We start from the raw sequence: 25,164 nt of genomic DNA on the forward strand, positions 1-25,164 counted from the left end.
CCCCAGTGGGTAGGTCAGGCAGCTTCCGCCCACCCACCTCTTGTTACTTGGAGCACAGTATTTTATGCTGGTCAGCATGACAGTAGCGCAGTTTTCACCTCGGGACATCACCATTCGCCCCATCAACCTTGACTCCGATAACGACATGGAGCAACTCAACGCCCTCGATTCTGCCTGCGAGGAAAAGCTCTACGGCTTCCCGTTAACTACATCAGTCGAAGAACGGCGGGCTATTCTTGCCCCCTCCAGCTACTACGAAAACCACCGCTGGGTTGCCGAGGTTCAGGGGCAGATTCTCGGTATTGTGCTGGTTTCGCTCCCCCTCAAAGAGAATCTAGACGGCCTGAACTTCCTTCTCGCCGTCCATCCCGAGGCTGAAGGGCGGGGTCTGGAAGAGGCGCTTACCCGCCATGCCCTGGCAGAAGCTATCAAGCCCAGCGGACGCACCCACATCACCTACTACGGCTACCTCATGCAGGACGACAACAAGGACGACCCCGCCCTGCCCATCAACAGGGTTGCGGCTCTTCTAGGCCTAGAACCTAAGAATTCTGATATCACAAGAATTGCTCCCCTGCCGATCCCCGCTAACCTCGCGCAGGCGGCTGAGCGCAAGACAATAGCCGACCCCGCCTACACCTTTGAGGTCTGGGAAAACCACATTCCCGACCAGTATTTAGAATCAGCAGCAGCTGCTTACCACCAGCTGGAGGTAGATGAGCCCATAGGAGAAGCCCACCGGGAAGCTTCAGACTTCACCCCTGAGCGTCTGCGCGAGAGAGAAGAGAAAGCCCATGCAACAGGAGATGAACTGATGTATGCGGTTGCCTTACACCAAGGAAAGATTGCAGCGATAACAGCCCTGACCTATCCCACCGATACACGCAATGTATCAGCCTGGCAGGAATCTACAGTGGTCATGCCAGAGCACCGCGGCCTTGGTCTCTCCCGCACTCTCAAGGTGCTCAGCCATACCCGCCTGCCGGCGTCCGCGCCCCACATTCGGCAAATTATTACCATGAATTCGGCCGTCAACCCGGCCATGATTAGGGTTAATGAGGAGCTGGGCTACCGGCCCGTCTGGGAAGAAATCTGCTACCAGAACTAGTGGCTAGCCCCGCCCAGGTTGAGCACCAGCACACCGGCCACAATCAGGGAAATACCCACAACCTTGACCAGGGTGATGGGCTCCCCTAGGAAGAGGGCGCCAATAGCGACAATCGCCGCCGTACCCAAACCTGCCCACAGGGCGTAGGCAACTCCCACCGGAATGTCCCGCACCGCCAGCGACAGCATGAAAAAAGCGAAACCGTAGCCCACCAGGCACCCCAGGGTAAACCACAGTTTGGTGAACCCCTCAGTGTATTTCAGCAGGGTGGTGGCAATGAGCTCCGAGCCAATGGAGAGCGCGAGGAAAAGGTAGGGCATAGGCTCATTCTACATGGCTCGTACAAAAAAGGCTAGAATAATAAGTACACGTATCTCACAACGATGTGAATCTAGGAGTTTTTGTATGTCTCACAAGGGCAGCCACGAATACACCGATGTCTCCACCGCAGCCATAGAAATGGGCGACGCCGCAACCCGGGCGCCGGGGTGGAACCGCACAGACACAGCCTGGACCGTCAGCCTCTTCGGCACCGCCGTCGGCGCGGGCATCCTCTTTCTCCCCATTAACGCGGGCGCCGGTGGTGTCTGGCCCCTGCTGGCCGCAACCGTCCTGATTTGGCCCATGACCTTCCTCGCCCACCGAGGGCTCTCCCGCATGGTCTCCGCCAGCTCCAAACAAACAGCAGATATCACCGAGGTCGCCGAAGAATTCTTCGGCCGAGGCTTCGGCAAGATCTTTACCCTGCTCTACTTCCTCTCCATCTACCCCATCCTGCTCATTTACGGCGTCAGTATCACCAACACCGTTGACTCATTCCTGACCAACCAGTTCGGGCTAGAACCCCTACCCCGTTGGCTCCTTGCCGCCCTGCTCGTCGGCGCCATGAGCGCCGTCATGATTATCGGCCAGAAACTCATGCTCACGGTCACCCAGTTCCTGGTCTACCCCCTCATTCTGGTACTCGCCGCGCTCACCCTCTACCTCATCCCCCACTGGTCACTCGACGGCTTTAGCCAGGTACCGGCCCCCGGCAACTTTTCTATGACCCTCTGGCTCATGCTGCCGGTGCTCGTCTTCTCCTTCTACCACGCAGCGGCTATCTCCCAGTTCTCAGTAGCTATGCGCAAGCAGTACCACGGCTTCGCTTCGGTCAAGGCCTCCCGTGTACTGCGCGTTACCTCAATCATTCTGACCGTCTTCACCATGGGCTTTGTCTGGTCCTGCGTACTAGCTATCGGTCCGGACGGCCTCGCTGAAGCCCGCGCCTCCAACCTCCCCATCCTCTCCTACCTGGCCAACGAATTCGACGCCTCCTTCATCAACTGGCTCGGCCCCATCGTAGCTATCGCAGCAATCGTCTCCTCCTACTTCGGCCATTGGCTCGGCGGGCACGAAGGAGCAGCGGGTATCGTCCGTAAAAACTTCGACCCCGAGAAAAAACGCATCAGCGACAAGGCCCTCAACGCGGCAATTAACGCCTTCATCGTGATCACCGTCTGGGTCGCCGCCGTGCTGAACCCCAGCGTCCTCTCCCTCATCGAATCGCTGGTAGGCCCCGTCATGGCCCTGGTACTCTTCATCGTGCCCATGTGGGCCATCCACAAGGTACCGGCCCTAGCCCCCTACCGCGGCAAACTCTCCAACATCTTCGTGGTGATCTCAGGCATCGCAGCCTTCTCCGCCGTCGTCTACGGCCTGATCCCCAGCTAACCAGCCCCACAAGAAAAGGCCCCCGTGCGGGGGCCTTTTCTTACAGGGAAACTCTTCGCGCAAGGTAAATGGAGTTCGCTTCCCGATTTTACCGACTCGGCTTCGCTCCTCGTCCTCCCAATCGCATCGCGGGCTCACCCGAATCATTCTTCAGGGCCGCGCGGAGCTCCTTGGGCAGCGAGAAGAGAATATCTTCTTTGGCGGTCTCAAACTTCTCAACGTCAACGTAACCGTAGTCTGCCAGCAGACGCAGCACGTCCTGCACCAGCACCTCGGGCACAGAAGCGCCAGAGGTCAAACCCACGGTGGTCACACCCTCGAACCAGGCCTCGTCAACCTCGTTGGCGTAGTCCACCAGGTAGGCCTGCTTAGCGCCATATTCCAGGGCGACTTCCTTCAGGCGCACAGAGTTCGACGAGTTGGTCGAGCCCACCACAATCACCAGGTCAGCCTGCGGAGCGATCTCCTTGATAGCGCCCTGACGGTTAGACGTCGCATAGCAAATGTCGTCGGAGGGCGGGTCCTGTAGGGTGGGGAAGCGCTCACGCAGACGGGCAACGGTTTCCAGGGTTTCGTCCACCGACAGGGTGGTCTGAGAAATCCACACCACCTTCTCGGGGTCGCGCACGGTCACCTGATCAACCTCGTCAGGTGAGTTCACAATCTGAATATGGTCGGGAGCTTCGCCAGCGGTACCCTCAACCTCTTCATGGCCGGTGTGGCCAATGAGCAGGATGTCGTAGTCCTGCTTGGCAAAACGCACAGCCTCGCGGTGCACCTTGGAAACCAACGGGCAGGTAGCGTCGATGGTATTGAGCTGACGCTCTTCCGCTGAGGCCACAACAGCCGGTGACACGCCGTGGGCGGAGAAGACGGTGACGGCGCCCTCGGGGACTTCCTCCACCTCGTCCACAAAAATTGCGCCCTGAGCTTCGAGGGTTTCAACCACATGGCGGTTGTGAACAATCTGCTTGCGCACGTAAACGGGAGCCCCGTAGTGGTCTAGGGCCTTTTCAACGGCGATGACGGCGCGGTCAACGCCGGCACAGTAGCCGCGGGGCGCTGCTAGGAGTACCTTCTTGTCGCCGGTGGGGGCGGCTGCCTCAACTTCTTCGCGGGTCCTGCGCACGCGGGGTACGGTGGGCAGACCCAGTTCAATGGTCTTCTCTTGGGTAGACATAGTCTCTATCCTACGTGGTTCTAGCGGGTGCGTGCAGTGGCTTCTCTCGCAGTCAGCCCCATAATCGCTGAGAGAAGAGCAAGAAGTGTCAGTACCGCCCCCGCAATGAGCAGGTTGAGGGCCAGGCCGTTATGGTAGCTGGCGAAAGATGCGGTGATGGTTTCAGACAGTTTTTGCAAGAAAAGGACGGCCGCGTTGCTAGCCGGTAGCTGTATCCCGGCGGTGAGCGAGGCACCGCCACCCAGGAGGCCAGCGATCCAGAGTAGGGCTGCTGCGCTGAAGGCGATGAAGGCTAGGTAGGCGAAGCGGTTGCGGGGCCAGAGCAGGAACCCGAGCAGGGCGGATACGCCACTAACCACCAGCAGGGGCTGCCAAAGGGAGGCCAGCCATATCAGGGTATTGACAGTGGAATTGATAGGCCAGATGTTCTGCCCCGTATCCAGGGTGATGGTACGGCCGGGCAGGCTTGAGGTATCAACACCAAAGCCGGTCGCCGACTGCACAGACGCCCCGGCCTGGTCGTAGAGGGCAGAAAGGTCAAGCACCGCCGGGCGACTTTCACCCGAGAAGTTATAGGCGTGGGTATCTGAAATCACCTGGGCCCACAGCTGGGGGTAGGCATCGGAGGTCACCAGCGAGTTGGTAGCCCCGTCGACCAGGGTGTAGGTCTGGTCATAGAGCCAGTTCTGCACTCCCCCGTACCAGGCGGTGGAGTTCCCGTCGCCCAGGTAGGTTTCAATAGCGGGTGAGGCCATGATGTCGTCGGTAACGGCGCTTGCCAGACTGGTTTGGAAGTCCTGGTCGTAGGCGATGGACTCGGTCATCGCCGCAAAGTTTTCGGTATCTACCAGGGTAGTTTGCGCCCAGTAGGCTGTAGCTGCGGTCAGCCCGGTAGCTAGCGTAAAAAGGGCTAGCAGGACGCAGAGAAAACGCCTGGCCAGGCTAAAGGCCGGACGGCGGTGCTGGCGTCGAGGCACCCGTGGGGGCGTGTAGGACGCCACCGGGGCGGACGCTACCCCCTGCGCCTGCGCTTCAGGCGGGTAGGACCCCTGGGTATAGTGAGCCGAGGCCGGCTCTGCATAGGGGTGGGTGTAGCCCTGGGGCTGCTGGGCATAGGCTGCCTGGGCTGCTTCTTGGGCGCGCTGATTTTCGGCCTGAACGTAAGGGTTCGTCCAGTTGCCGTCGCCGTAGTCTTCTGTGCTCTTGCGGGTACCCGTCATGCTTGCATAGTAGCCGGTCTTACTGAGTATTTGCTTGAGCAGTTCTTATAGGGGGAGCAGGCTCACAGCGAAGCTGCTGGCTCGGGGCTGGCGTGAATCACCTTGTGAGCGCTAGCGAACCGGGTGAGAGGGTCGGCAGCGAGCGTGAGCCTGCGTAACCTTTCAAAAACCCACAGCAGAAAGAAGACAGTTTTTCTCGGCTCAATGCTTAAAGTGTCAGCCAGCGGTGGTAGAAGTAGGTGTATGAACAGTTTTGGTGATTCGGCACCCGGCCATCTGACGCTGGCGCAGCTACAGGCCCAGCAAGAACAGCAGGCCCAGGGCACACCCCGGCAGCTAGCGGAACGTGCTGGCCAGACCAGCGTCGATAACCCCTGGCCCCTGCATGTGCTGTCGAATAAGATGCACGAGTATATTGCCCGTTGCGTACCGACCTGGGTGGAGGGGCAGATTATTGAGCTCAACCACAGGGGTCGGGTTTCTTATGTGACCCTGCGCGATATTGAGCAGGAGGTCTCGGTATCGGTCACGGTCTGGGGCTCAGAGATGGCTAAGGTGCAGGGCCAGTTGGAGCGGGGCTCTCGGGTGGTTTTGCAGCTCAAGCCTGATTTCTGGGTGAAGACCGGCCGCCTATCGATGCAGGGCTCTAACATCAAGCCGGTGGGTGTGGGTTCTATGCTGGAGCTTATTGAGCAGCTGCGGGGCAAGCTGCAGGCTGAGGGTCTCTTTAGTCCCGAGCGTAAGAAGCCTCTTCCCCTACTCCCCCGCCGGGTGGGTTTGATTACCGGCCGTGATTCGGACGCCATGAAGGACGTCATCCGTAACGCCTCCCTACGCTGGCCTGCCGTTGATTTTGAGGTACGGGAGGTTGCGGTGCAGGGCGTGAACGCGGTTGCCCAGGTGACGTCTGCGCTGGCTGAGCTTGATAGCCGGGATGACATCGACGTGATTGTGATTGCCCGCGGTGGCGGCTCCTTTGAAGACCTGCTGCCTTTCTCTGAGGAGGCAATGGTTCGGGCCGTTGCAGCGGCACATACCCCGGTTGTATCGGCTATTGGCCACGAGGCTGATTCTCCTCTGATGGACCATGCAGCAGATTTGCGAGCTTCGACCCCTACCGATGCGGGTAAGCGTATTGTTCCGGACGTCCGTGAGGAGCGAGAACTCTTTGCATCGGCTCGCTACCAGTTGCAGCGAGCAGTAGATCAGTTGATAGCGGCTGAGCGGCACGGGCTAGCCCAGGTGCGTTCCCGCCCGGTTCTTGCCAACCCGGGCTCAGCCCTGCTGGCTAGGTCAGAGGATATTGAGCGGCTGCGGGCGAGGGCTTCGAGCGCAGCCGTCCACCGTCTTGCCAGGGACCGTGATCTTATTAGCCAGCTACGGGCGCGGGTTACGGCCCTGTCACCCCAGCAGACCCTGGAGCGCGGCTATGCGGTGATGCAGGACGCCTCCGGCCAGCTGGTACGCGATGCCCGCACCCTGCACGAGGGGCAAAACATTAGTGTGCGCGCGGCAGCCGGCGCTGTGGACGCAACCGTTACCGCCGTACACGAGAAAAACCACTAGAACCTGGTCAGATGCCAGGTCGAGGAAAGGAAACCTATGAGCAACACCATCGAATTTAAGACCGAGCTGAATGCCACTCCGGTTGAGCAGCTGACCTACGAGCAGGCCCGCGAAGAGCTTTTGCAGGTTGTAGCCCGCATGGAGTCCGGTGCGAGCACGCTTGAAGAGTCTATTGCCCTGTGGGAGCGGGGCGAGGCCCTTGCCCAGCGCTGCGAAGCCTGGCTCGACGGCGCCCAGGCTACCCTGGACGCCGCCCGCCAGAACCAGACGTCCTAGTTCTGCTTGTAGTCAGCCAGGAAGTTGCCCAGACGCTCCAGGGCATCGGCCAGGGTACGGGTGTCGGGGAGGAAGACCAGGCGGAAGTGGTCGGGTTCTGACCAGTTGAAGGCCGTGCCGTGGCTCAGCAGAATCTTCTGCTCCCGCAGCAGATCAAGCATGAACTGCTCGTCGCTGGTGATATTGAACTTATCAATATCGAGCTTGGGGAAGAGGTAGAGGGCACCCTCAGCCTGCTGCACGGTGACGCCGTCCATCTCACTGAGCATCTTGTAGGACAGATCGCGCTGCTCTTTCAGGCGTCCGCCGGGCAGAATCAGGTCGTTGATGGACTGGTAGCCGCCCAGGGCGGTCTGCACAGCGTGCTGGGCGGGGACGTTGGCACACAGGCGCATATTAGCCAGCAGGTTAATACCTTCAATGAAGGGGGCAGCCGCAAGCTTGGGTCCCGAAATAGCCACCCAACCAGCACGGTAGCCGCAGACCCGGTAGGCCTTGGAAAGACCCGAGAAGGTTAGGGTGAGCACGTCGTCGCCTGCAAAAGCTGCCACGTGGGTCATCTGGGCGCCGTCGTAGAGAATCTTCTCGTAGATCTCATCAGCAAAAATTACCAGCTCGTGCTCCCGTGCCAGGTCAACAATCTGCTGGAGTACCTGGGGCGTATAAACAGCACCGGTGGGGTTATTGGGATTAATCACCACGATGCCGCGGGTGTTGGGGGTGATTTTTGATCTGATGTCCTCGAGATCGGGCAGCCAGCCGTCCTCTTCATTGCAGAGGTAGTGCACCGGCTTGCCCCCTGCGAGCTGGGTAGCAGCCGTCCACAGGGGGTAGTCGGGGCTGGGCACCAGAATCTCGTCCCCGTTATCGAGCAGGGCCTGCAGGGTCATAGGAATCAGCTCCGAGACGCCGTTACCCAGGTAGACGTCGTCGGTCGTGATGTTCATGATGCCCTCGTTCTGGTAGTACTGCACAATGGCGGTACGGGCAGAGTAGAGGCCACGGGAGTCAGAGTAGCCCTGGGTGTAGGGCAGGTGCTCGATGATATCCATCATGATGGTTTCAGGCGCTTCAAAACCGAAGGGCGCCGGGTTACCGATATTGAGCTTGAGAATACGGTGACCGCGCGCTTCCATACGCTGGGCTTCTTCCAGAATGGGCCCGCGAATATCGTAGAGAACGTTTTGAAGTTTTTTTGATTGCTTGAATGCCATGAGATTTAGATTACCCTTTCATGCGGGTCAACCAGAAATGGGCGGCGTCGGTTTCTGAGACGGGGTTATCGCCGCTCGTGAGCGTGTTGAGGCGTACCAGAGAATCGGTGTCGAGGTTAGCAGAGACATCGTTGATGATGTCCTTGACCTGCTGGGGCAGTTCCCCGGCGCGGGTGACGGGCACGATGTTTTGCGCCAGCTGGGTGCGCTCGGGGTCCTCTAGCAGCACGAGGTTGTTAGCCGGAATCTCTGCGCTGGCTGAGTACATGTAGCTCATGCTGCTTGCGCCGGTGATGAGTTCCTGGGCCTGGTCTGACCGGCTATCAGCGGTCTTGCTGGCTCCCGGAGTGCAGCTGTAGTGGGTGCTCAGCGAGGTAGCACCGCTAGGGTTGGTGGCGTAGCTTTCGGGGGCAACCAGGCTGAGCTCAGAGCAGGCCTGCCCCAGGTCGCTCATGGTCTCAAGACCGTAGCGCTGGGCAGTGGCTCGGGTGACCACGTAGCCATACCGGTTGGTGGCGCTCGAGGGCGAGAGCACCTCAGCACTATCGGGCAGGGCACGGTCAACATAGCTGACGATATCGTTGCTGCTGAGCCCGCGCACGTTCAGCGAGGTAGCGCTGGGGCTGGGCGTAGCAGTAAGACTTGGTGTAGCGGTAGGGCTGGAATCAGCGGATGCGCCCGCACTAGCTTCTGCGCTCGCAGTCGAGTCTGGCGCGGGGCTGGTTTCTGCCGCGGCGCTAGCCCGCTCCTCTTCGATAATGGTGGGGCTAACCGCTCCGTTATCGGTGAGGTAGAGCAGCAGGTCACCAGATAAATCAGGGGTGATATGCACAAGCCCCTCTACCGGCTCGGTCGCAGTAGGGCTGGCTGTAGCGGTGGCGGCGGTGTCTATCCCCATACTGGCAAAGTAGGCGGGTCGGCTACCGTCGGTCTCAACCACCTCAACGGTGTAGCCCGCTTCTTGCAGGGCAGCCTGGTAGATATAAGCTGCGTGGCGGGTCTCAGCCGTCAGCCCGGTACCGATACGCAGGGTAGCGGTCGTGGCGGGGCTGGTCGAGACAGTTGTGTTGCTGCCGGTCGTTGAGCTACCACAGCCGCTCAGCAGAAGACCTGCGGCCGCAGCGAGAGCAACCAGCTGGGCGCGGTAGCCCTGTGCGCGTGGGCGTCCTTGTTCCTTAGTCGCTTCCCTAGTCATGCGAACCCTCCCGGTAGCTAGCTGCCAGCTCGCGGGCGTCCGCGTACCCTAAGAGGCGTGCAGCCTCGTCCACCAGGGAGTAGTAGAAATGCTGGTCTAGTTCAGCCAGCGGAACCCACTCGGCCAGGTCGGTCGATCCGCCAATCTCGGCAGTAAGTTCTCCGCCGGTGATATGGGCAGTGTAGATGGTACGCAGGGCGCAGAAAGGACGGGTTGCCCCGGCTTCGGGCTCAAAGTAGGCCGCGTGCACCCCCAGCAGGCGGTCAAGTTCCACCCGGTAACCGGTTTCTTCAAAGACTTCGCGCACGGCAGTCTCATGGGGTTGTTCGCCGGGGTCCATGCCGCCACCGGGTAGGGTCCAGCCGGGGCGGTAACCGGGAATATGCGGTACCCAGCGGGAGAGCAGAATCTTGCCGTCCTCAATCACCACGGCGTAAGCGGCCGGGCGGGTATCCATCACCAGGGGCATCTCTTCTTCCTTTGTTCGTCTCTGAAAAACCAGTCTATTGCACCCTTGGCTCAGGTGCGCCGCCCTAGCGTTCGCGGGCAGCTGGCATTCCGGTTTTCTTCAGCCAAAGACGATAGGCTCGTAGGTATGACAGCGACCGGGATTTTAGCAGCAGAAACAACACCCCTTGAAGAAAGCGCCGAGGCCGCCGGAACCGTAATGGCCAGGCTGGCCAGCCTAGATTTTTGGCTGGGAGCGCCTCTGCGCATACTCATTATTATCATCCTCGGGTTCGTCTTGCACGGCCTGGTGCGTGTGATCATTCGCCAGGTCACCGACTCTATCGCCCGCGGCACCCGCAACCGGGTGGTTGCAGCAGAAGAGAAAAAGGGCGGCAAAACTAGCCGGTGGAAGACCGATACGTCTCTGGCGAGCACCCGCCAGTCCCAGCGAGCGCAGACCGTTGGCTCGGTGCTCCGGTCGGTCTCATCGATTGTGATTTGGACGGTCATGATCGTCATGATTATCGCCGAGCTGGGCTTCAATATTGCCCCCGTCATTGCCTCAGCCGGTGTAGTGGGTGTGGCGCTTTCGTTCGGTGCCCAGTCTCTCGTTAAAGACTTCCTCTCGGGTATCTTCATCGTGGCCGAAGACCAGCTGGGCATCGGTGACTGGGTCAACTTAGGTGAGGCCGAGGGCGAGGTGGAGGCAGTGGGTCTGCGCACCACCCAGGTGCGGGATACGGCAGGAACCCTCTGGCACGTGCGCAACGGCGAGATTCTGCGCGTGGGCAACTCTTCCCAGGGCTGGGCCCGCACCATCATCGACCTGCCCATTCCCTACGATGCCGATATCGACGAGATGGCGAGCTTCCTCATGACCTCAATTCAAAAAGCCATCAAGCTACCCGGTATCAAAGAGAACATCTCGGGTAAGCCCCAGTACCTGGGTGTGCAGTCTGTAACCGGCGAGTCGGTGGTACTGCGCCTGACAGTCAAGACCGCTCCCTCCGAGCAGTTCGCGGTGGGGCGTAAGCTCCGGGAAGAGCTCAAGAAGGCTATGGATCAGCGGGGCATTCGTATTCCGCTGGCTAACCAGTCGGTGATTCACAGCGAGATACACGAGGAACGCGCCGTGGTTTCATCTTCTGCCCAGAAAGCAGAAGAAAAGACCGACCAAAAGAGCTAGCTCTCGGTTAGCCCCCTCAGCACAACTTGTTATTTAGCGCTTTTTGCCCCGGGAGCCTCGGCCCGAGCCCTTAGCGCTCCCCCTGCCACCCTTCTGGGCCTGGTACTGGCGCAGGTTGCCGTTCTTCTGGGCGTTCCGCTTCTTGCGGTCTTCCGCTTCACGGCGCTTGTTGGCAGCCGCCCGCTTCCGCTTGGCCTCTTCCTTCTCGCGCCGCTGCTTCTCAAGGGCCACCTCGCGGCTATCACTACCGCGCTGAGAGGCAGCGGTGCGGCCGCGGGTAATCCCCACAAAGTCCTGGATTACCTGCTCGCGGGCGTCCTCACGCGCCTCCCGCTTCCACACCAGCAAAACCGGGTACTCACCCAGTCCCTCAACCGGGCGGTAGGTCAGGTCTTTGCGGTGGTAAAAACGGGCTACAGACATCGGCACCACCAACAGGCCCAGCCCGGTAGCCACCAGCTCAATCGCGTCGGCCCGGTGCCTCATTTGAGGTAGCGGACGCGGGTTCTCAGCTCGGTAGTCGGCGGAAAGGTCGCGCCACTCGGGTACCTCATCGGGGCTCTGGAGCAAAAATTCTTCGGCCAGCTCGGCAACCGGAACGGTCTCGAGCACCGTCAGCAGGTGATCCTTAGGGAGTACCACCACCGGGGTTTCCCGGTAGAGTTCAATCGCATGGTAGCGCTTCTTATCGCGGGCTTCGGGCTCGTCCTCAGCGCGCACCAGCGCCATATCCGCAAAAGCATCGAGCGAAGCAAGGCCCTGCCCCTCAGCTAGGGCTACGTCGGTTAGAGGAGCCAGCGCCGAATAGCGCTCCCGCCACCGGGTAAACCACTTACCGGGCATAACCCCGGGAACAAACCCCACGCAGAGACCGGGCACCTGCCCCACCTGCTCATAGCGGGCGGTCTGGTCGTCAACCAGCAGGTCGGGGTGGGCAAGAATCAGCTCGCTCAGGGTCATAGCTTGGTGTCTTTCGGTAGTCGCGGCATGGAACGTTTCCTGTCCCGGATTTTTACGGTGATAATGACGGCCGCCAGCAGGGTCAGCACCAGGGCGGCTACCTGCGGGTTCTCAAGCCAAAGCCAGACAACCGACATACCAACCGTTGCGTAGATGGTACCCCACATAAAAGTGCCCACCAGCATAGCTGGAATCCAGCGGGACAGGGGCATACGGGTAAAGCCGGTAGTCAAAATAACCGCAGTTTGAAAGCCCACCGTCAAGAAACAGGCGGGAACAGCCAGCACACCCCAGCGATTCACAAAATACTGAGCCCGGCGGTAGAGGGGATGGTCCATCAGGTGCTGTATCTTCTCAAAGCAGGAACCCCCAGCCTGGGCTAACCAGCCCAGAGAAAAGACGAGGGAGGTACGCACAATACCCACCACCCACATAAAGCCGATGGCGGCAACCCAGTGCAAACTTTCAAGCCATTCCCTCACCCCACCAGTCTAGCCTGTTCTCAGAGTCTGACGCGGCGACGTCCACCCCTCTTCCACCAGGGATGACCCCTTCTTCTCTTAGTGACAAGGTAAAACAAGTACTTTTTTAGGTTCACCTACCCCGCAAAATAGGTTAACCAAAAAAAATTTTTGCCAAAGGCTAGCCAGAGGGGGCTTAATTAGGTTATATTTTTATTACCAAATAGCCGCAAGGCCCTGTGGGAGGGCTGGCTAGGCGGTACAAAGAAGACTTTTCTTCCTGTGTGTGATGCAGCTAGAGGCACCTGACTGAGGTGCCTCTAGCTTTTTAAAGAGGGTCAGCTACGAAGCCGCAGGAGTTTAGGTGAGCTTGATACCTTTTACTTTCTTGAGGACACGGGGCAGGGCGTCAAAGGCAGTCATGCGAAGCCCCATAGCCAGTAGCTCCGAGCGACCCAGCAGGTAGCCGACCGCGAAGGGATCAAGCCCCAGCTCATTAGCCTGAGCACGCAGGCCCAGAAGCCAGTCCCCCATCGTCAGCTCATCGGTCAGCTCACCCAGCTCTGCCTGAACAGCCTTAGCCCGCGCCACCAGCTCAGCCTGGGGCTCGGTCAGGGGAAGCCCAGCATCGGCAGCAACAAAGAGACAGTAGCGCACCGCCTTAGCAGCCTTACGCACATCATGAAGGCCCTCATCAAAAGCAGCGCCCGCCGAGAAATCAGCCGCCTGCTCTGGCCAGGTAGCCACGGCCCGTTCCCCCTGCTTGACCAGGCTCTTCCGCAAACGCTTAGCTACCTTATTCACGTAGTTCTCACTATTGAGGGGGAGCTCCACAGCCAGGGTCACATCGGCCAGTAAGGATTCGAGAGCCAGCTGAAGTTCCAGCCTCCCAGCAGAGGCCAGGTAGCGGCGGGCCTGGGCAGCTGCGTCCGCCTGCTGGTGTTCCATGACCGCATCGAAGGCAGCGCCTGCGCTCTCCCCCAGCACCGGGTGGGCCTGCAAGACCTGCTGGGCCATAGGGTGTACAAGCTCACCGTTACGGTGCATTTCTAGCTGGCGGGCATAGGTTTTCAACCCCTGCATCATATCTTCAAGAGCCGGAGCAAAACCGCTGCGCGCATAGGGCAGGGCCATGTACTTCAGCACGCTCCGCAGCTGACGGGCAACAATGCGCCCCTGGTGGGTGGCATCGGGTGCTCCCGCTGCCACTAACAGATCAGCCTGGGCAAGCCGTTGGGTATGAGAGGCAAGTACCCGGGTCAGTAGCTCAGCAGAGCTCGGCACCGGGGGAAATTCAACTGCCAGAGCCTTCTTTTTCTTTTTCGCTGCTTTCTTACCCTGCCCCTTAGCTTTGCCGCCCATTCGCCGGGCCTCGAACTCGGCGTCATGCCCCAGGGCCCGGGCAATCTTAGCCGGCGACTGCGAGGGCACAGCCCCGACAGCCTGCAGCTGACGGGCAACGTCCGCAAAGAGCGCCTCCGTGAGCTTACGATCTTGGGCGGTCTGCCCCAGCAGCTCTATCTCCCACTCGTGCCAGGCCCGTTCCTGGCCGGTGGCATAGTCAAGGGCCTGCACCCGGTCATCGCAAATCTCAGCTAACTGTTCCCCGGCTTCATCGAGGATCACGGTACGGGTCCGCTGGGTTTTCAGAGAAACCCGAGGCTCCAGCTCCTCTCCGAGGGCTGGCACCTGCACAAACTTCCTCACCGCAGCGGGCATAGCGGACCGGTTAGATAGCAGGTCAAAGGTCACCTCATGGCGCTGGCCCGCAGCATCAAACTTGATGTGCCACCCCTGGTCGTAGCCACCCAATCGACGGCGCAGAGCTACCTTATGCCGCCCCAGGTTGCCCGAGGGGGTGTCGTAATAGGTTGCATCGAGCTGCTCTGTTACAGGCTCACTGACACTCCACCTTTCAAAGCTCCACTCCACCGAGGGAACCTCACTGTTCACATCGGCAAGCTCAAATTTCTGCTCAATTTCCAGGTGGTGTGTAGCCATACGGTTAGCCTTCCTCAGAATATCGTGGGGCGGTGTGGTCCTGCCCCTCAAACAGAATACCCAGCTTCGCGGCCTCTCAGGGTGAGGCTACGGCTGGGTATCTATTCTTTGAAAAAACTTCATCTTCGCCTAGGCGCGGCGGCGCTTCAGCACATCGTCAAGGTTGAGGCTTGCTGCCTCGGCCAGGGTCTGGGTCTGGGCCTTCGGAGCTGCTTCAGTCTCAAGCGGAGCAGGAGCTTCCCTGCGCACGGTCTCTGCCTCAAGATAGGTAGGCAGGGGTACCTCTGTGACCTGCCAGCGGGTATCGGGCAGAGCCTCGTCCATGCGTAGGCGGGCGGGCTTTTGCTGGGTAGCGGCCTCGCCGTCAGCAATGGGGGCGGGTGCAGCTACCACCGGGTGATGCTGAGTTTTGGCCCGCCGGAGGGCCTTGGCAGCGTGGCTTACGGGCATCTGCTGGCGGGCACGGGCAGGACGCTCGGGGGCAGGCTTCAACTCGACAGTAGAGACGGTAGCTGCTGGTTGAGCCTGCTGGCGGCTGGGGGCGTGAGAGGTGCTTGAGGGGGCAGAAGGACGCCGCTGGGCCTGGCGCTGTTCAACAGCCAGTACGGTGCGGGCCCGCCTACGGTCGCGGTCACGCAGGGCCAAAACCCGCAAGGTAGCCAGGCAGGCCAGGCTAGCAAGCAAGAAGAGGAGGGGAAGGAGCGGGGCTGCTCCACCGGTGAGAGACAGAACCCCCGTAACCAGGCTGGCCAGCGCAAAGGCTAGAGCTAGCCCGAACACAGCCAGACGGGTGGGTTTCAGCCGAAAAGCCGGGGCGGTTTCGGTCGCGGCCTGAGCCGGAGGGGCGGACGGCGCACGGCGGGCCTCAGCCTCACTGGCGTGGCTCTCAACAATATCGGCAACGAACTTCTCAGCCCCGATGCTGGTCACAGAATCTGACTTACGGCGGCGCACAACGAGCCCAAGGCCAACCAGCACGCATACCAGCAAAATAAGGCCTGAACCACTCAGGAAGTCCATCGCTGCCCCCGTTCTCTCAACTCTGTGACACACATATCTAGTTCATTCTACCCCAGTACTCTGGCCGAGAGCAGGGCTGGGATACAAAAACTGGGTGCCTTCCCTGTAGAAGACACCCAGTTCTTTCATACAATGCAGTTTGCTAGCTAATGGAGCGGGGCTTCCCTTAGCCCGGCGTCCGGCCAGCAAGAATCTTGCAGCTTACAGCTCGGCTGCGAATTCTTTGATCCAGGTACGCAGCTCGGGGCCCAGGTCATCGCGCTCAGCAGCGAGAATGACATTGGCTTTGAGGTAGGAGAGCTTGTCGCCGGTATCGAAACGGCGGCCCTTAAAGACCACACCGTAGACACCTTCACCCTCACCGCTGCCCTGGGCAAGGGTCTGGAGAGCGTCGGTTAGCTGAATCTCATCGCCGCGGCCCGGTGCGGTGTTCTCCAGCACCTCAAAAACCTTGGGAGAGAGAACGTAGCGGCCAATAACGGCCAGGTTGGAGGGGGCGTCCTCAACGGCAGGCTTTTCCACCAGACCGGTAATCTTTACGAAGCCGTCCTCACCCTCAACCGCTTCAACGGCGGCGCAACCGTAAGCAGAAATCTGCTCTTCGGGGACCTCCATCAGGGCAACGACAGAGCCGCCGGTCTTCTGCTGAACAGCAACCATGGCAGAGAGCAGGTCTTCTTTTTCGTCAATCAGGTCATCGCCCAGCAGCACAGCAAAAGGCTCATTGCCAACGTGGACCTTGCCGCGCAGTACAGCGTGGCCCAGACCCTTGGGGTCGCCCTGGCGGACGTAGTGGATCTCACCCAGGTCGTTGGAATCTTCAACGCTCTTGAGCAGGGCGTCCTTGCCCTGGTCAGCGAGCTGCTGTTCCAGACCGGGTACACGGTCAAAGTGGTCCTCTAGGGCCCGCTTGTTGCGGCCGGTAATCATCAGAACGTCGTTCAAGCCAGCGCGATTGGCTTCTTCGACAACGTACTGAATCGCAGGGCGATCCACCACGGGCAGCATCTCCTTAGGAGTGGCCTTGGTGGCGGGAAGGAAGCGAGTGCCGAGACCGGCGGCAGGAATCACAGCCTTGGTCACGGAGAGTGATTTATTTTCAGTCATACCTTTCAGAATACCCAAAATTTAGAGTTTGTCTGCATTCCAGGCTTTCATAGGGGGTAAATTGTGACTAGATTCAGCTAACACCTCAGTAGGACGACCCATGACATCCTCTACATCAGCACATACGGCCCAATCTAAAGCCCTGGCCCGCAGCTACCTGCGTCGACGACGTCACCAGCATCCGGCAGATACTAGCATCGCTCAGGATTTTGAACGCACCCTAGCGCCCCTGTGGCGAGCGCTAGCGCCGGGCTCCACCCTTGCGGCCTTCCATCCTCTTTCCTCTGAACCTCCCCTACTACCGGCCCTGAGCCAGGCCGTGGCCGAAGGGCATCGGGTACTGGTGCCGGTCGTCCGCCCCCAACGCCAGCTAGCCTGGGTGAAGTGGCACCCTGATGTCGAGCATACTGTCAATGCCCTGGGGATCCTTGAGCCACAGGGGGAGCTCCTGGGGAGTGAGGCCTTTATTCAGGCAGATCTGCGTCTGGTACCTGCCCTGGCCTATGATCTGGCCGGGCGGCGGCTGGGGCAGGGCGGAGGCTACTATGACCGTCTCTTTGAGCGGCTTGGACCCCTCGCGCAGGCCCCCTCGACGGTGGGGGTTGTGTTTGAGCGAGAAATTCTAGATTCCCTCCCGGCTGATAGCTGGGACGCCCGGCTGCGCTTTGTAGCGACAGAGAAGACCCTGCACCGCCTGGGCAATTGAAGTTAAGCTGTCATAGCAGAGTAGAATAACCCCCAGATTTATCGCCTATTTGATGGAGTTATCCGTGCCTGTTTACGTTTACCAGTGCAAGAACTGCGGCCACGTGTTTGAGCAGCACCAGTCGTTCTCGGACGACGCGCTCAAGACCTGCCCCGAGTGCGGCCAGGACACCCTGCGCAAGAAGTTCGGCCAGGTCGGTGTGGTTTTCAAGGGCTCTGGTTTTTACGCCAACGATAAGGGCAAATAAGCCTAGAGACGTTCAAGGGGCTGCCTGTCACGGTATGTGGCAGGCAGCCCCTTCTTTTTATTGCCCGTAGTGGGGTGGGCGTTGTTCTTTGAGCCAGGTTGCTCGGGCGTCCTCCCCCTCGGTAGCAGGGGCGGACGCGCCTGGGTCGGTAAGCCCTGCCAGTTTGGGTTCGGTGCCGGTGAAGGCTGAGCCGCCGGTGGCCCGGCGGTGGCCGCGCCGTTTTTTGGGTACGGGACTGTAGCCGGGGCCAGGGATTTTAGCCCCTGCACCTGCTGGATCAGCGCCTGATGGCTTACTCATTGCGCCCCAGCCCCAGGTAGCTTCCAATCCGGCCGACCAGGGCCTCGGGGTCGGAGAAGACCTCAATGGTCCAACAGGTCATGTGGTTCCAGCCGGTACGGGCCAGGAGCTCAGGGATCAGGCGGGATCGTTCGCGCACACTCATGGCGGCGTAGGCGTCTGATCCGTCGGATACGACGGCCAGGGGTACCCTCACCGGGGTGGTACGGTCCACGTCCTGCACCATGGTGCGGGCCCGGGGGCTAGCCACTGCTCCGGCCAGTAGGGATTCTTCCTCGCTCGTCACAATCAACGAAATCAGAGGAACAGCTGATTCATGCAGGGTGACCTTGTGCTGGCCCAGGCGGCGAACCAGGTCGTTGAGCAGCCAGTCGCCCATGTCGATGGCTTCTAGGTGGTCGTTTGTGAGGAATTCGTTGACCGGTAGTTTGTCGGTGATGGGCTTGGTCAGCTCCTGAGCAGCGCGGGCTTCTTGCTCACGACGGTAGGCCAGCAGGAGTCGGTAGATATCGAAGGCCCCGTACTCTAGGCGCTGGGGGTCTAGGTCTTCGGGGGTTACGCAGGTGACCAGGCGGGTGAGGTGGCGGGCGCGGGTGGTGGCAAGCACAAAGCTTTCGCGGCCGCTGCGCTCGGAAAGGTGCCCGAAGTGGTGGGCTGCCCCCTGGGCTGTTTTGCCGGCACCGAGGGCAAAGATAATGACGTCCCGTTCCATGTCGACGGCGCGGGAGACATCAACGACGCGGAAGGATTCGTCCCCCGCTGCGAAGTAGGGGGCGAATTGGGGGTAGCGCACCAGTAGCTGGCGGACTGCCTCGGCGATACGCTGGGCGTGACGGGCTGTGGTAGTAACTACTGCCAGGGTCTGCTGGGGGCTGCGGTAGGCGTGCTCGATGACCATTTCGGCTACCCGCTGTACCTCAAGGCTGGGTGAGTCGAGGGCGGCGTTGTCGGAGACCCGCCCGGTGACGTCCACATATTCCACGGTGAGAGCCGGGGTGCCGTCGGTAATTTCTTCGCCCCAGGGGTAGCTGGTGAGGGCCCCGCCGTAGAAGTGCTCGTTGAGGTAGGCAAAGAGGGCGGGGTCTACGGCTCGATTGACGGTAGCTAGGGAACGTGAGGGCAGGACCTTGGCTAGGGCTTCGAAGGTGCTGACCAATTTTTGGTTCTTGATGACCGGCGCGTTCTGGGCTACCGCAGAGACCATGAAGGGTGAGGGGAAGCCGCTGTGGGGGTCACCCAAGGCAATGACCTGCTCTGCCCGGATGAGGGCAGGTAGGTTAGCTGCCAGCGGGGTGGATTCGGCATCGAGCAGGATCGCTGCGTCAAAGCGCATACCGGTGGGCACCTTGCCGGAGAGGGCGAAGGGGCTGGTAATCCACAGGGGTAGCAGGGTGGTGGCCATGGTGGGGGCATGGGTCAGCACCTGCTGGAGGTTGAACTCGTGGCTCTTGAGCTGGCTGCGCAGGAAGGCCGCTTCGTGGTCGTACTCGTGGATGCGGGCGCGCCAGGTATCGGCTACGCGGGCATGCAGGCGGGCAGGGGCGGACGCCAGGTGCGAGTAGTCTGCCCGGCGGAAGCGGGTTTCGAGGTCGCGCAGGGTGTCTGCACTCAGAATCTCAAGTTCTTGAGAGGCCAGCATCATTTCAAGGGCGGTCTGCCACCAGGCAAGTTCAAGTTCGGCAGCTACAGCGTCGCTTTCGAGCTGGCGTTCGTAGAAGTCGTCGAGGAGTTCGCCCAAGCCCTGGTCGCTCAGTTCCCGGGTGAGGCGGACGCGCTCGGGCAGGGTGCGCAGTAGCCATTCGTCGTCGATGAGGGCGGCGAGCCTCTCTTCGAGCTGGTTGAGGGGTGTGGATGAGAAGCGGGTGCCGGCCGGGGAATCTTCCAGCACGATAGCTAGCCCCGTGAATTCTTCGAGCAGGGCGGTATAGCGGGCCCGCAGGTCGGCGAGGTTCTCGGGGATAGTGGGGACGCGTTCGTCCTTAGCCAGGCCAATCCATTCTTCGCGCTGACCCTGAACGATGAAGAGGTTCTCGTGCAGGTCTGAGATGTTAACGCCGGGCACGATGTATTCTTTGGCGGCCCGGCGCAGGCGGGAGCGCTGGATGCTCGACATGTCGATGCCGTGCTCTCGTCGCCAGGTTCCACTCGCGGTGGCGGCAATCAGGTCGGTGACAGGTCGGTCGAAGATATCGGGGCTGAAGCGGGTGAGGGTATCAGCGATATGTTCGAGCAGGTCAAGCTGGGTTCCCCAGTCGTCCATGGTAGTGGCGGGCTTCAGGCCGGTTTCGTCGGCCATGAGGGTCATGCCCGCTGACACCTCGTTCAGGGAAGTACGCAGGCTCTTGACCAGGGCGTGGGCGGCTTCGGTATCTTCTGGGCTGGTGAGCTTAGCCCGGTGCCAGGCTGAGGCCCGGGTTGAGGGGCGGAAACCGCCAAGGTCAGCTAGGCGCTGGAGCTTGTGGACGGTCTCAGCGCGGTGGCTGAGGGCATCCATGGTGGCGCGGGTGAGACGCACCTGGGTGGAGGGCGCTGGGTCCTGGGCTGTAAGCGCGGCCAGGGTCTGTAGGGCCTCATAGACCGAGCAACCCCAGCGGGATTCAGTAAACCGTAGGGATTCAGTATGCCCGCGGAGCTTATCACGGGTTTCCACCAGTTCTCGGTGGATGTCGGTGACGTTGGGGGCAGGAGCCTTCTCATCGCGCACAATCGCTGAGATGAACTCCTGCCGGTAGGCCTCTGAGTCCCGTTCGGTCAGCAGATCGAAGGTGAGGTCAGTGAGGTGGGTACGCTCTAGCAGGCGGTTGAAATCGTTGAGGGTGGAACGCTTCTCCCCTACCACAAGCACAGATTTCCCCTGGTGAATCAGGGCAGCGGCGATGTTAGCTGCGGTGCCGAGCTGGTCGGTACCGGGAGCGGTGGTCACAGCCAGGGAGTGCCCCAGATGGGCCAGGTCAACGATGTCCTGCCCGCTGGCGTCCGCGTCCACCACCAGCATGTCGGTGTCAGGGTCGCGGCTATCAAGGGGTTCGCGGGTGTTATGGATGGGGGCAACGAAGGGCTGCTCCAGCGGGTTGAGCTTGAGCTGGGCAATATCGCGGACGAGCGGGGTGTGGGCGGTTGCCGGTAGCTCCCCGGTGCTTTCCTTGAGATCTGCGAAGGTCGAGATGAAATAGGTAGAGCGAATCGTCATGCCGGGTACGGCTCCGGTCGTAGCCCGCATGCGTTCAATGACCGGCTCGGGGTCTAGCTTGCGCATGGAGTTAGCCAGCTGGGCAACGTCCATGGTACCCAGGTCGATGCCATACTCTTTCTTGATCTGCCGCACCATGGCGGGGTTCAGCTGGGCAGGGCCAGTCAGCTGGATCTCGAAGTCATCACTGGTGGGGTGGGGGGTGATAGCAAGAGGAGCCATCAGGATAGGGGCGATAAATCGCTTCTCCCCCACCATACCGTCCTCTCGCACATCGCGTGAAAGCCAGGAGGCTGTACCCGCTACGAAGTAGCCAGCATCCAGCCCATGCCCGGTTGCCAGCTCAAAGATTTTGGTGCGCAGGGCGCGGGCAGCCACCATACCGGCCTCAAGCTTGGCCTTGTCGCGCAAGATGGTAGAGAGGCGGGTCTTTCTGCCCATAAACATCTGGGCAACACCCGAAGAGTTGGCATCGGTGAGGTCGATGTGCACGTAGTCAACCTGGTTGAAGTCCAGCATGGCATCGGGGCCGGTGTAGGTTTCCATCTGCTCAGCCCAGGCTTCAAGACCTGCCTGCACCTGAGCTATTACCTGTTCATCAGCAGCAGAGTCGGGGGCTTCCTGCGGGGGCTGCGCATCGCTCCGGGACCAGGGTGCGGTGCCGGCACCGGTAGTGCGCTCGTTAGCGGTTTCAGGGTCTACCTGCTCGTTCACTGAATCTACTCTAGCTTTCTGCACGTGTTAACTTCCCTACCATCATAGAGGTTTCGGGCCCCTGGCACAGATTCACGGGCCCTATAGAAAGACCCTGTTCCTAAGAACAGGGCCTGTGAGGTTGCTTTAGCCTGTAGCCAGGTTGACGTAGGCCAAGAGAGTGAGCAGAGACAGCAGACCGAGCAGGGCCATACCCGCAAGGATGACCCAGCGCAGGCGGGGGGCGAAGGGCTCACGATGAGCATCCCAGAGGGATCGGGTGTAGAAGTAGCTCAGCAGGAACCCGGGAATATTGCCGGTGAGAAGTTGCTGGGCTACCGCAAACATGCCAAAGGTGCGCTCGGTGTTTTCGTTTTCGGTTTCTGCAGCCCGAAGTAGGCCCACCATAATCAGCGACATACAGCTGACGATAAAAGCAAGGGCGATAGCCGGTTCGTTGAGCATTTCGCGAAAGTCAACGTTTTCTCCACGCGACACCGCAAACTGGTAGAAGAAGAAAACCATGGGGCTGATAAGCCAGTACCAGAAGAGGAAGGCGCGGAGGCGCTGGGTGTCGCGCAGGGCGTAGAGCAGGGCGTTCATGAATTCTTTTCTTGGGTATCGATGTACTGGATATATTGGCGCACCGTGTAGTCCAGCAGGACGGTCAGGGCGACAAAGGAGTGGTAGGGTTCCTTGGCGCTGAGGGTAACGGTGGGGGTGGACTCGTAGTGCAGTGAAAAATCTGCGGCAGCAGAGATGGTATTGACGCCCAGCGCTGTAATGGCAATCATGGGAATCTTGCGGGCAGCCAGGGCACGTACGGTGGGTAGGGCGCTTTCCGTTTCACCCGAGAGCGAGGCAATAATGACGAGGTCATCGGGCTTCATCACCCCGATACTCCCACGGAATTCGCTGGAGGCCGGGATAACGTGGGTGAATTTACCGCAGGCCAGCATAGACTTCGAGAACTCTTGAATCGCGGTGCGCTGGGCAAAGCCGGTGCCGTAGCAGTAGATGGTACGAGCCGATTCAATTTTTTTCAGAATCGGTTCGAAATCGACGTTCGTCAGCCCCTCGTAGGTTTTGAGAATATCGGAACGGCCGCTTTCTAGAAAATCCCTGTTAGGGGCGGCAGCGTCAGAGAGAGAATTTTTCACGAAAAACTTCAGTTCGGCAAAGCCAGAGAACCCTAGCTTCTTTGTCAGGCGGATAATGCTGGACGTCGAGGTGAAGGTCTTGTGGGCCAGGGCGCTGATGGTTGAGTCGGCAACGAACTGCTCGTTGTTGAGCATGAAGGCGAGGATTTCGCGTTCGGTGTCGCTGAGGCGGTTCTGATGCGCGTTGACAAGTTCCTGTAAGTCCACCAAGGGCTCCTGAGTATTTCACGGTCACTGCAGTTCTATACAGTATAGGTGGTTTTACTCAGGAGCCCTTGGGGTATCAGCGGGTACTAGCTAGCGATTACTTGCCAGCGTTGACCATTTCTTCGAACTTGTCGCGGACCTGGGGTACGTCCATACCGACGATGACCTGCAAGGCCTTGCCCTTGTTGACCAGGCCCAGTGCGCCTGAAGACTTGAAGTCAGCTTCGGTAGCGACCAGTGAGGGGTCATCTACTGAGACGCGCAGGCGGGTGGCGCAGTTGTTTACATCGGTGATGTTGGCGGGGCCACCGAGCAGGGCCAGGAAGTCGGTTGCGCGCTGGGTGTAGGGGTCTGATGCTACTGCGGTTGCAGTACCAGCAGCTGCACCTGCGGCAGCGGCACCTTCAGCACCGAGGGTGCCGTTCTTCTTGGCTTCCTTGTAGTCAGCCTTGGTGTAGAGCTTGGTTTCGTCACCGTCTACTTCGCGACCGGGGGTATTGAAGTCGAACTTGAGGATCAGGAAGCGGAATACGACGAAGTAGATCAGGGTGAAGCACAGACCGATACCGATCTGGGTGAGAACCATACCTGAGTGGTTGGGCCACATGGGGATCCAGTTCTGGAAGAGGAAGTCAATCAGACCGCCGCCCATGTTACCGACAACGCCGAAGGCGTACATGGTAGCTGACATGGTTGCGGCCAGGACTGCGTGTACTGCGAACAGCGGGGGTGCCAGGAAGAGGAAAGTGAATTCGAGGGGCTCGGTGATACCGATCAGGATTGCGCTGAGGCAGACGGGGATCAGCAGAGCCAGGGTTTCCTTGCGCTTTTCGGGGCGAGCAGTGGTGTAGAAGGCTGCTGCGATACCGAGGGGGCCGAAGACCTTGGAGTTACCGTGCAGGGCGAAGCCGCCACCGGGGAAGAGTTCCTTGACGGGGGTGGTTGATGCTGCGAAGGTTTCGAGGTTAGCAACCCAGTACTTGGTGATGCCGTCCGGAACAACGGCGGGGCCGAAGACGAAGGGGGTGTAGATGAAGTGGTGTAGGCCGGTGGGGATCAGGATGCGCTCAAGGAAGGTGTAGAGCCATACGCCGAAGACGCCGGATGAGATGAAGAAGCCCTGCAGGGAGCCAATGCCGGTCTGGATGGTGGGCCAGATAGCGACGAAGGCGAGCGCGATAGGCATCATCAGGAAGAAGCCCAGGCCGTAGACGAACTGGGTGCCCTGGAAGATACCGAGGAAGTCGGGCAGCTTGGTGTTGAAGTAGCGGTTATGCAGCCAGACGACGATGGCGGAGATGATGATGGCACCGAAGATGCCGGTGTCGAGGGTCTTGATACCGGCGATCATCTTCAGGCCAGTACCTGCTGCGCCTTCGGAGAGGTCGACAGTGAAGTCGACGCCGAACTTGTCGCCCCAGATGCTGAGGATAGAGTTAACGAAGTAGTTGAAGGTCAGGTAGATCATGCCTGCTTCGAGCACGGCACGGGCCTGGGCGGTCTTAGCCAGAGCGATGGGAAGACCCAGAACAAAGAGGAGTTCCATCTGGTTGAAGACGGTCCATGCGCCTGATTCCCAAACGGACCAGAAGTTGTACCAGCCGGTACCTTCTGCGGCGATGCTGCCCAGAAGCTGCTCGTTCTTGCAGATAATGGCGATACCCACTGCAAGACCGGCGAATGCAAAGATGAGGACGGGGGCCAGCATGGCCGAGCCGAACCTCTGAATCTTCTCCATCATCGGATAAGAACCTTTCGTGTATAGGTGGGGCTCGCCGTCTGCTTGCTGCGTTGGTGTGTGCGGAGCGCCACCCGTGTGATTACTAGGCCTATCTAACCATTCTTTGGGGGCCCGCGAGAGTGATTTGGGGTACTTTGGCATTAATGCCGTGAACTGGCACGTTTTTCGGGAGCGGGTAAAAGTGCCGGGGCTCGGGAGCCGGGTTTGGTGGGGGCAGACAGGCTCGGCGCACCTAGGATGGGTAGCCGTAGGTTTCCCTTCTT

The 25,164-nt window shown here is 60.1% G+C and carries 23 protein-coding genes; 7 read left to right on the top strand and 16 right to left on the bottom strand.

What is annotated here, in order from left to right:
- The first annotated feature begins 76 nt into the window (after positions 1-76).
- The gene (locus L6758_RS04310; RefSeq protein WP_237204631.1) at positions 77-1,108 is read left to right on the top strand and encodes a GNAT family N-acetyltransferase; all 1,032 of its coding nucleotides are present in this window, start codon (positions 77-79) and stop codon (positions 1,106-1,108) included.
- Here the strand turns inward: L6758_RS04310 and L6758_RS04315 are convergent.
- Positions 1,105-1,428 (bottom strand): DMT family transporter, encoded by a 324-nt coding sequence (locus L6758_RS04315; RefSeq protein ID WP_237199204.1) that lies wholly within the window; start codon positions 1,426-1,428, stop codon positions 1,105-1,107. The two genes, L6758_RS04310 and L6758_RS04315, sit on opposite strands and share 4 nt — an antisense overlap.
- An 85-nt stretch (positions 1,429-1,513) precedes the next feature.
- Between L6758_RS04315 and L6758_RS04320 the strand changes: the two genes are divergently transcribed.
- Positions 1,514-2,821, top strand: a complete 1,308-nt coding sequence (locus tag L6758_RS04320) for an amino acid permease (RefSeq protein WP_237204632.1) — start codon at positions 1,514-1,516, stop codon at positions 2,819-2,821.
- Between the two features lie 88 nt (positions 2,822-2,909).
- Here L6758_RS04320 and L6758_RS04325 read toward each other — a convergent pair whose 3' ends face one another.
- Positions 2,910-4,001, bottom strand: a complete 1,092-nt coding sequence (locus tag L6758_RS04325; protein ID WP_237204633.1) for a 4-hydroxy-3-methylbut-2-enyl diphosphate reductase — start codon at positions 3,999-4,001, stop codon at positions 2,910-2,912.
- Between the two features lie 20 nt (positions 4,002-4,021).
- Positions 4,022-5,221, bottom strand: a complete 1,200-nt coding sequence (locus L6758_RS04330) for a hypothetical protein (protein ID WP_237204634.1) — start codon at positions 5,219-5,221, stop codon at positions 4,022-4,024.
- Between the two features lie 243 nt (positions 5,222-5,464).
- On the opposite strand from L6758_RS04330, the gene xseA reads away from it, so the two are divergent.
- Both xseA and L6758_RS04340 read left to right on the top strand, forming a co-directional pair.
- A complete protein-coding gene (gene xseA / locus L6758_RS04335; RefSeq protein WP_237204635.1) occupies positions 5,465-6,787 on the top strand; it encodes an exodeoxyribonuclease VII large subunit in 1,323 nt (440 codons plus the stop codon).
- A gap of 36 nt (positions 6,788-6,823) precedes the next feature.
- Positions 6,824-7,063 (top strand): exodeoxyribonuclease VII small subunit, encoded by a 240-nt coding sequence (locus tag L6758_RS04340; protein WP_135013197.1) that lies wholly within the window; start codon positions 6,824-6,826, stop codon positions 7,061-7,063.
- Here L6758_RS04340 and L6758_RS04345 read toward each other — a convergent pair.
- The 3 genes from L6758_RS04345 to L6758_RS04355 are packed head-to-tail and all read right to left on the bottom strand — an operon-like array spanning position 7,060 to position 9,941.
- The gene (locus tag L6758_RS04345) at positions 7,060-8,277 is read right to left on the bottom strand and encodes a pyridoxal phosphate-dependent aminotransferase (RefSeq protein ID WP_237204636.1); all 1,218 of its coding nucleotides are present in this window, start codon (positions 8,275-8,277) and stop codon (positions 7,060-7,062) included. The genes L6758_RS04340 and L6758_RS04345 overlap by 4 nt on opposite strands.
- Before the next feature lie 10 nt (positions 8,278-8,287).
- The gene (locus L6758_RS04350) at positions 8,288-9,472 is read right to left on the bottom strand and encodes a glycine betaine ABC transporter substrate-binding protein (RefSeq protein WP_237204637.1); all 1,185 of its coding nucleotides are present in this window, start codon (positions 9,470-9,472) and stop codon (positions 8,288-8,290) included.
- Positions 9,465-9,941 carry an NUDIX domain-containing protein gene (locus L6758_RS04355; RefSeq protein WP_237186041.1) on the bottom strand — a complete coding sequence of 159 codons (477 nt, stop codon included), beginning with the start codon at positions 9,939-9,941 and terminating at the stop codon, positions 9,465-9,467. Before L6758_RS04355 ends, L6758_RS04350 begins: the two co-directional genes overlap by 8 nt.
- Positions 9,942-10,067: 126 nt before the next feature.
- Between L6758_RS04355 and L6758_RS04360 the strand changes: the two genes are divergently transcribed.
- The gene (locus tag L6758_RS04360) at positions 10,068-11,108 is read left to right on the top strand and encodes a mechanosensitive ion channel family protein (RefSeq protein WP_237204638.1); all 1,041 of its coding nucleotides are present in this window, start codon (positions 10,068-10,070) and stop codon (positions 11,106-11,108) included.
- Between the two features lie 33 nt (positions 11,109-11,141).
- On the opposite strand, the gene L6758_RS04365 is transcribed toward L6758_RS04360, so the two are convergent.
- The 5 genes from L6758_RS04365 to galU all read right to left on the bottom strand — a co-directional run bounded on the left by L6758_RS04365 (position 11,142) and on the right by galU (position 16,657).
- Entirely contained in the window at positions 11,142-12,068 is a 927-nt protein-coding gene (locus L6758_RS04365; RefSeq protein ID WP_237204639.1) for a LysR substrate-binding domain-containing protein, read from the bottom strand.
- Positions 12,065-12,529 (bottom strand): hypothetical protein, encoded by a 465-nt coding sequence (locus L6758_RS04370; RefSeq protein ID WP_237204640.1) that lies wholly within the window; start codon positions 12,527-12,529, stop codon positions 12,065-12,067. The genes L6758_RS04365 and L6758_RS04370 overlap by 4 nt, the downstream gene beginning before the upstream one ends.
- A 360-nt stretch (positions 12,530-12,889) precedes the next feature.
- Positions 12,890-14,530, bottom strand: coding sequence for a CYTH and CHAD domain-containing protein (locus L6758_RS04375; protein WP_237204641.1), 1,641 nt, complete (start codon positions 14,528-14,530; stop codon positions 12,890-12,892).
- A gap of 129 nt (positions 14,531-14,659) precedes the next feature.
- Entirely contained in the window at positions 14,660-15,550 is an 891-nt protein-coding gene (locus L6758_RS04380) for a hypothetical protein (protein WP_237204642.1), read from the bottom strand.
- Positions 15,551-15,751: 201 nt separating this feature from the next.
- Positions 15,752-16,657, bottom strand: coding sequence for a UTP--glucose-1-phosphate uridylyltransferase GalU (gene galU / locus L6758_RS04385; protein WP_237204644.1), 906 nt, complete (start codon positions 16,655-16,657; stop codon positions 15,752-15,754).
- Positions 16,658-16,757: 100 nt separating this feature from the next.
- Between galU and L6758_RS04390 the strand changes: the two genes are divergently transcribed.
- Together L6758_RS04390 and L6758_RS04395 are read left to right on the top strand one after the other, a co-directional pair.
- Positions 16,758-17,363 carry a 5-formyltetrahydrofolate cyclo-ligase gene (locus L6758_RS04390; protein ID WP_237204645.1) on the top strand — a complete coding sequence of 202 codons (606 nt, stop codon included), beginning with the start codon at positions 16,758-16,760 and terminating at the stop codon, positions 17,361-17,363.
- 64 nt (positions 17,364-17,427) lie between these two features.
- Complete coding sequence (locus L6758_RS04395) at positions 17,428-17,610, top strand: FmdB family zinc ribbon protein (RefSeq protein WP_135013206.1); 183 nt, start codon at positions 17,428-17,430, stop codon at positions 17,608-17,610.
- Between the two features lie 57 nt (positions 17,611-17,667).
- On the opposite strand, the gene L6758_RS04400 is transcribed toward L6758_RS04395, so the two are convergent.
- The 5 genes from L6758_RS04400 to L6758_RS04420 form a co-directional block, all read right to left on the bottom strand.
- Positions 17,668-17,910 carry a hypothetical protein gene (locus L6758_RS04400; RefSeq protein WP_237204646.1) on the bottom strand — a complete coding sequence of 81 codons (243 nt, stop codon included), beginning with the start codon at positions 17,908-17,910 and terminating at the stop codon, positions 17,668-17,670.
- The gene (locus tag L6758_RS04405; RefSeq protein ID WP_237204647.1) at positions 17,903-21,814 is read right to left on the bottom strand and encodes a DEAD/DEAH box helicase; all 3,912 of its coding nucleotides are present in this window, start codon (positions 21,812-21,814) and stop codon (positions 17,903-17,905) included. The genes L6758_RS04400 and L6758_RS04405 overlap by 8 nt, the downstream gene beginning before the upstream one ends.
- 126 nt (positions 21,815-21,940) lie before the next feature.
- Complete coding sequence (locus L6758_RS04410; protein ID WP_237204648.1) at positions 21,941-22,396, bottom strand: cell shape determination protein CcmA; 456 nt, start codon at positions 22,394-22,396, stop codon at positions 21,941-21,943.
- A complete protein-coding gene (locus L6758_RS04415) occupies positions 22,393-23,160 on the bottom strand; it encodes a MurR/RpiR family transcriptional regulator (RefSeq protein WP_237194640.1) in 768 nt (255 codons plus the stop codon). Before L6758_RS04415 ends, L6758_RS04410 begins: the two co-directional genes overlap by 4 nt.
- Before the next feature lie 97 nt (positions 23,161-23,257).
- Positions 23,258-24,901 (bottom strand): alpha-glucoside-specific PTS transporter subunit IIBC, encoded by a 1,644-nt coding sequence (locus L6758_RS04420; RefSeq protein WP_237204649.1) that lies wholly within the window; start codon positions 24,899-24,901, stop codon positions 23,258-23,260.
- Positions 24,902-25,164: the final 263 nt, after the last annotated feature.

This window comes from Rothia nasimurium (assembly GCF_928382285.1).
Taxonomy (GTDB): Bacteria; Actinomycetota; Actinomycetes; order Actinomycetales; family Micrococcaceae; genus Rothia; species Rothia nasimurium_E.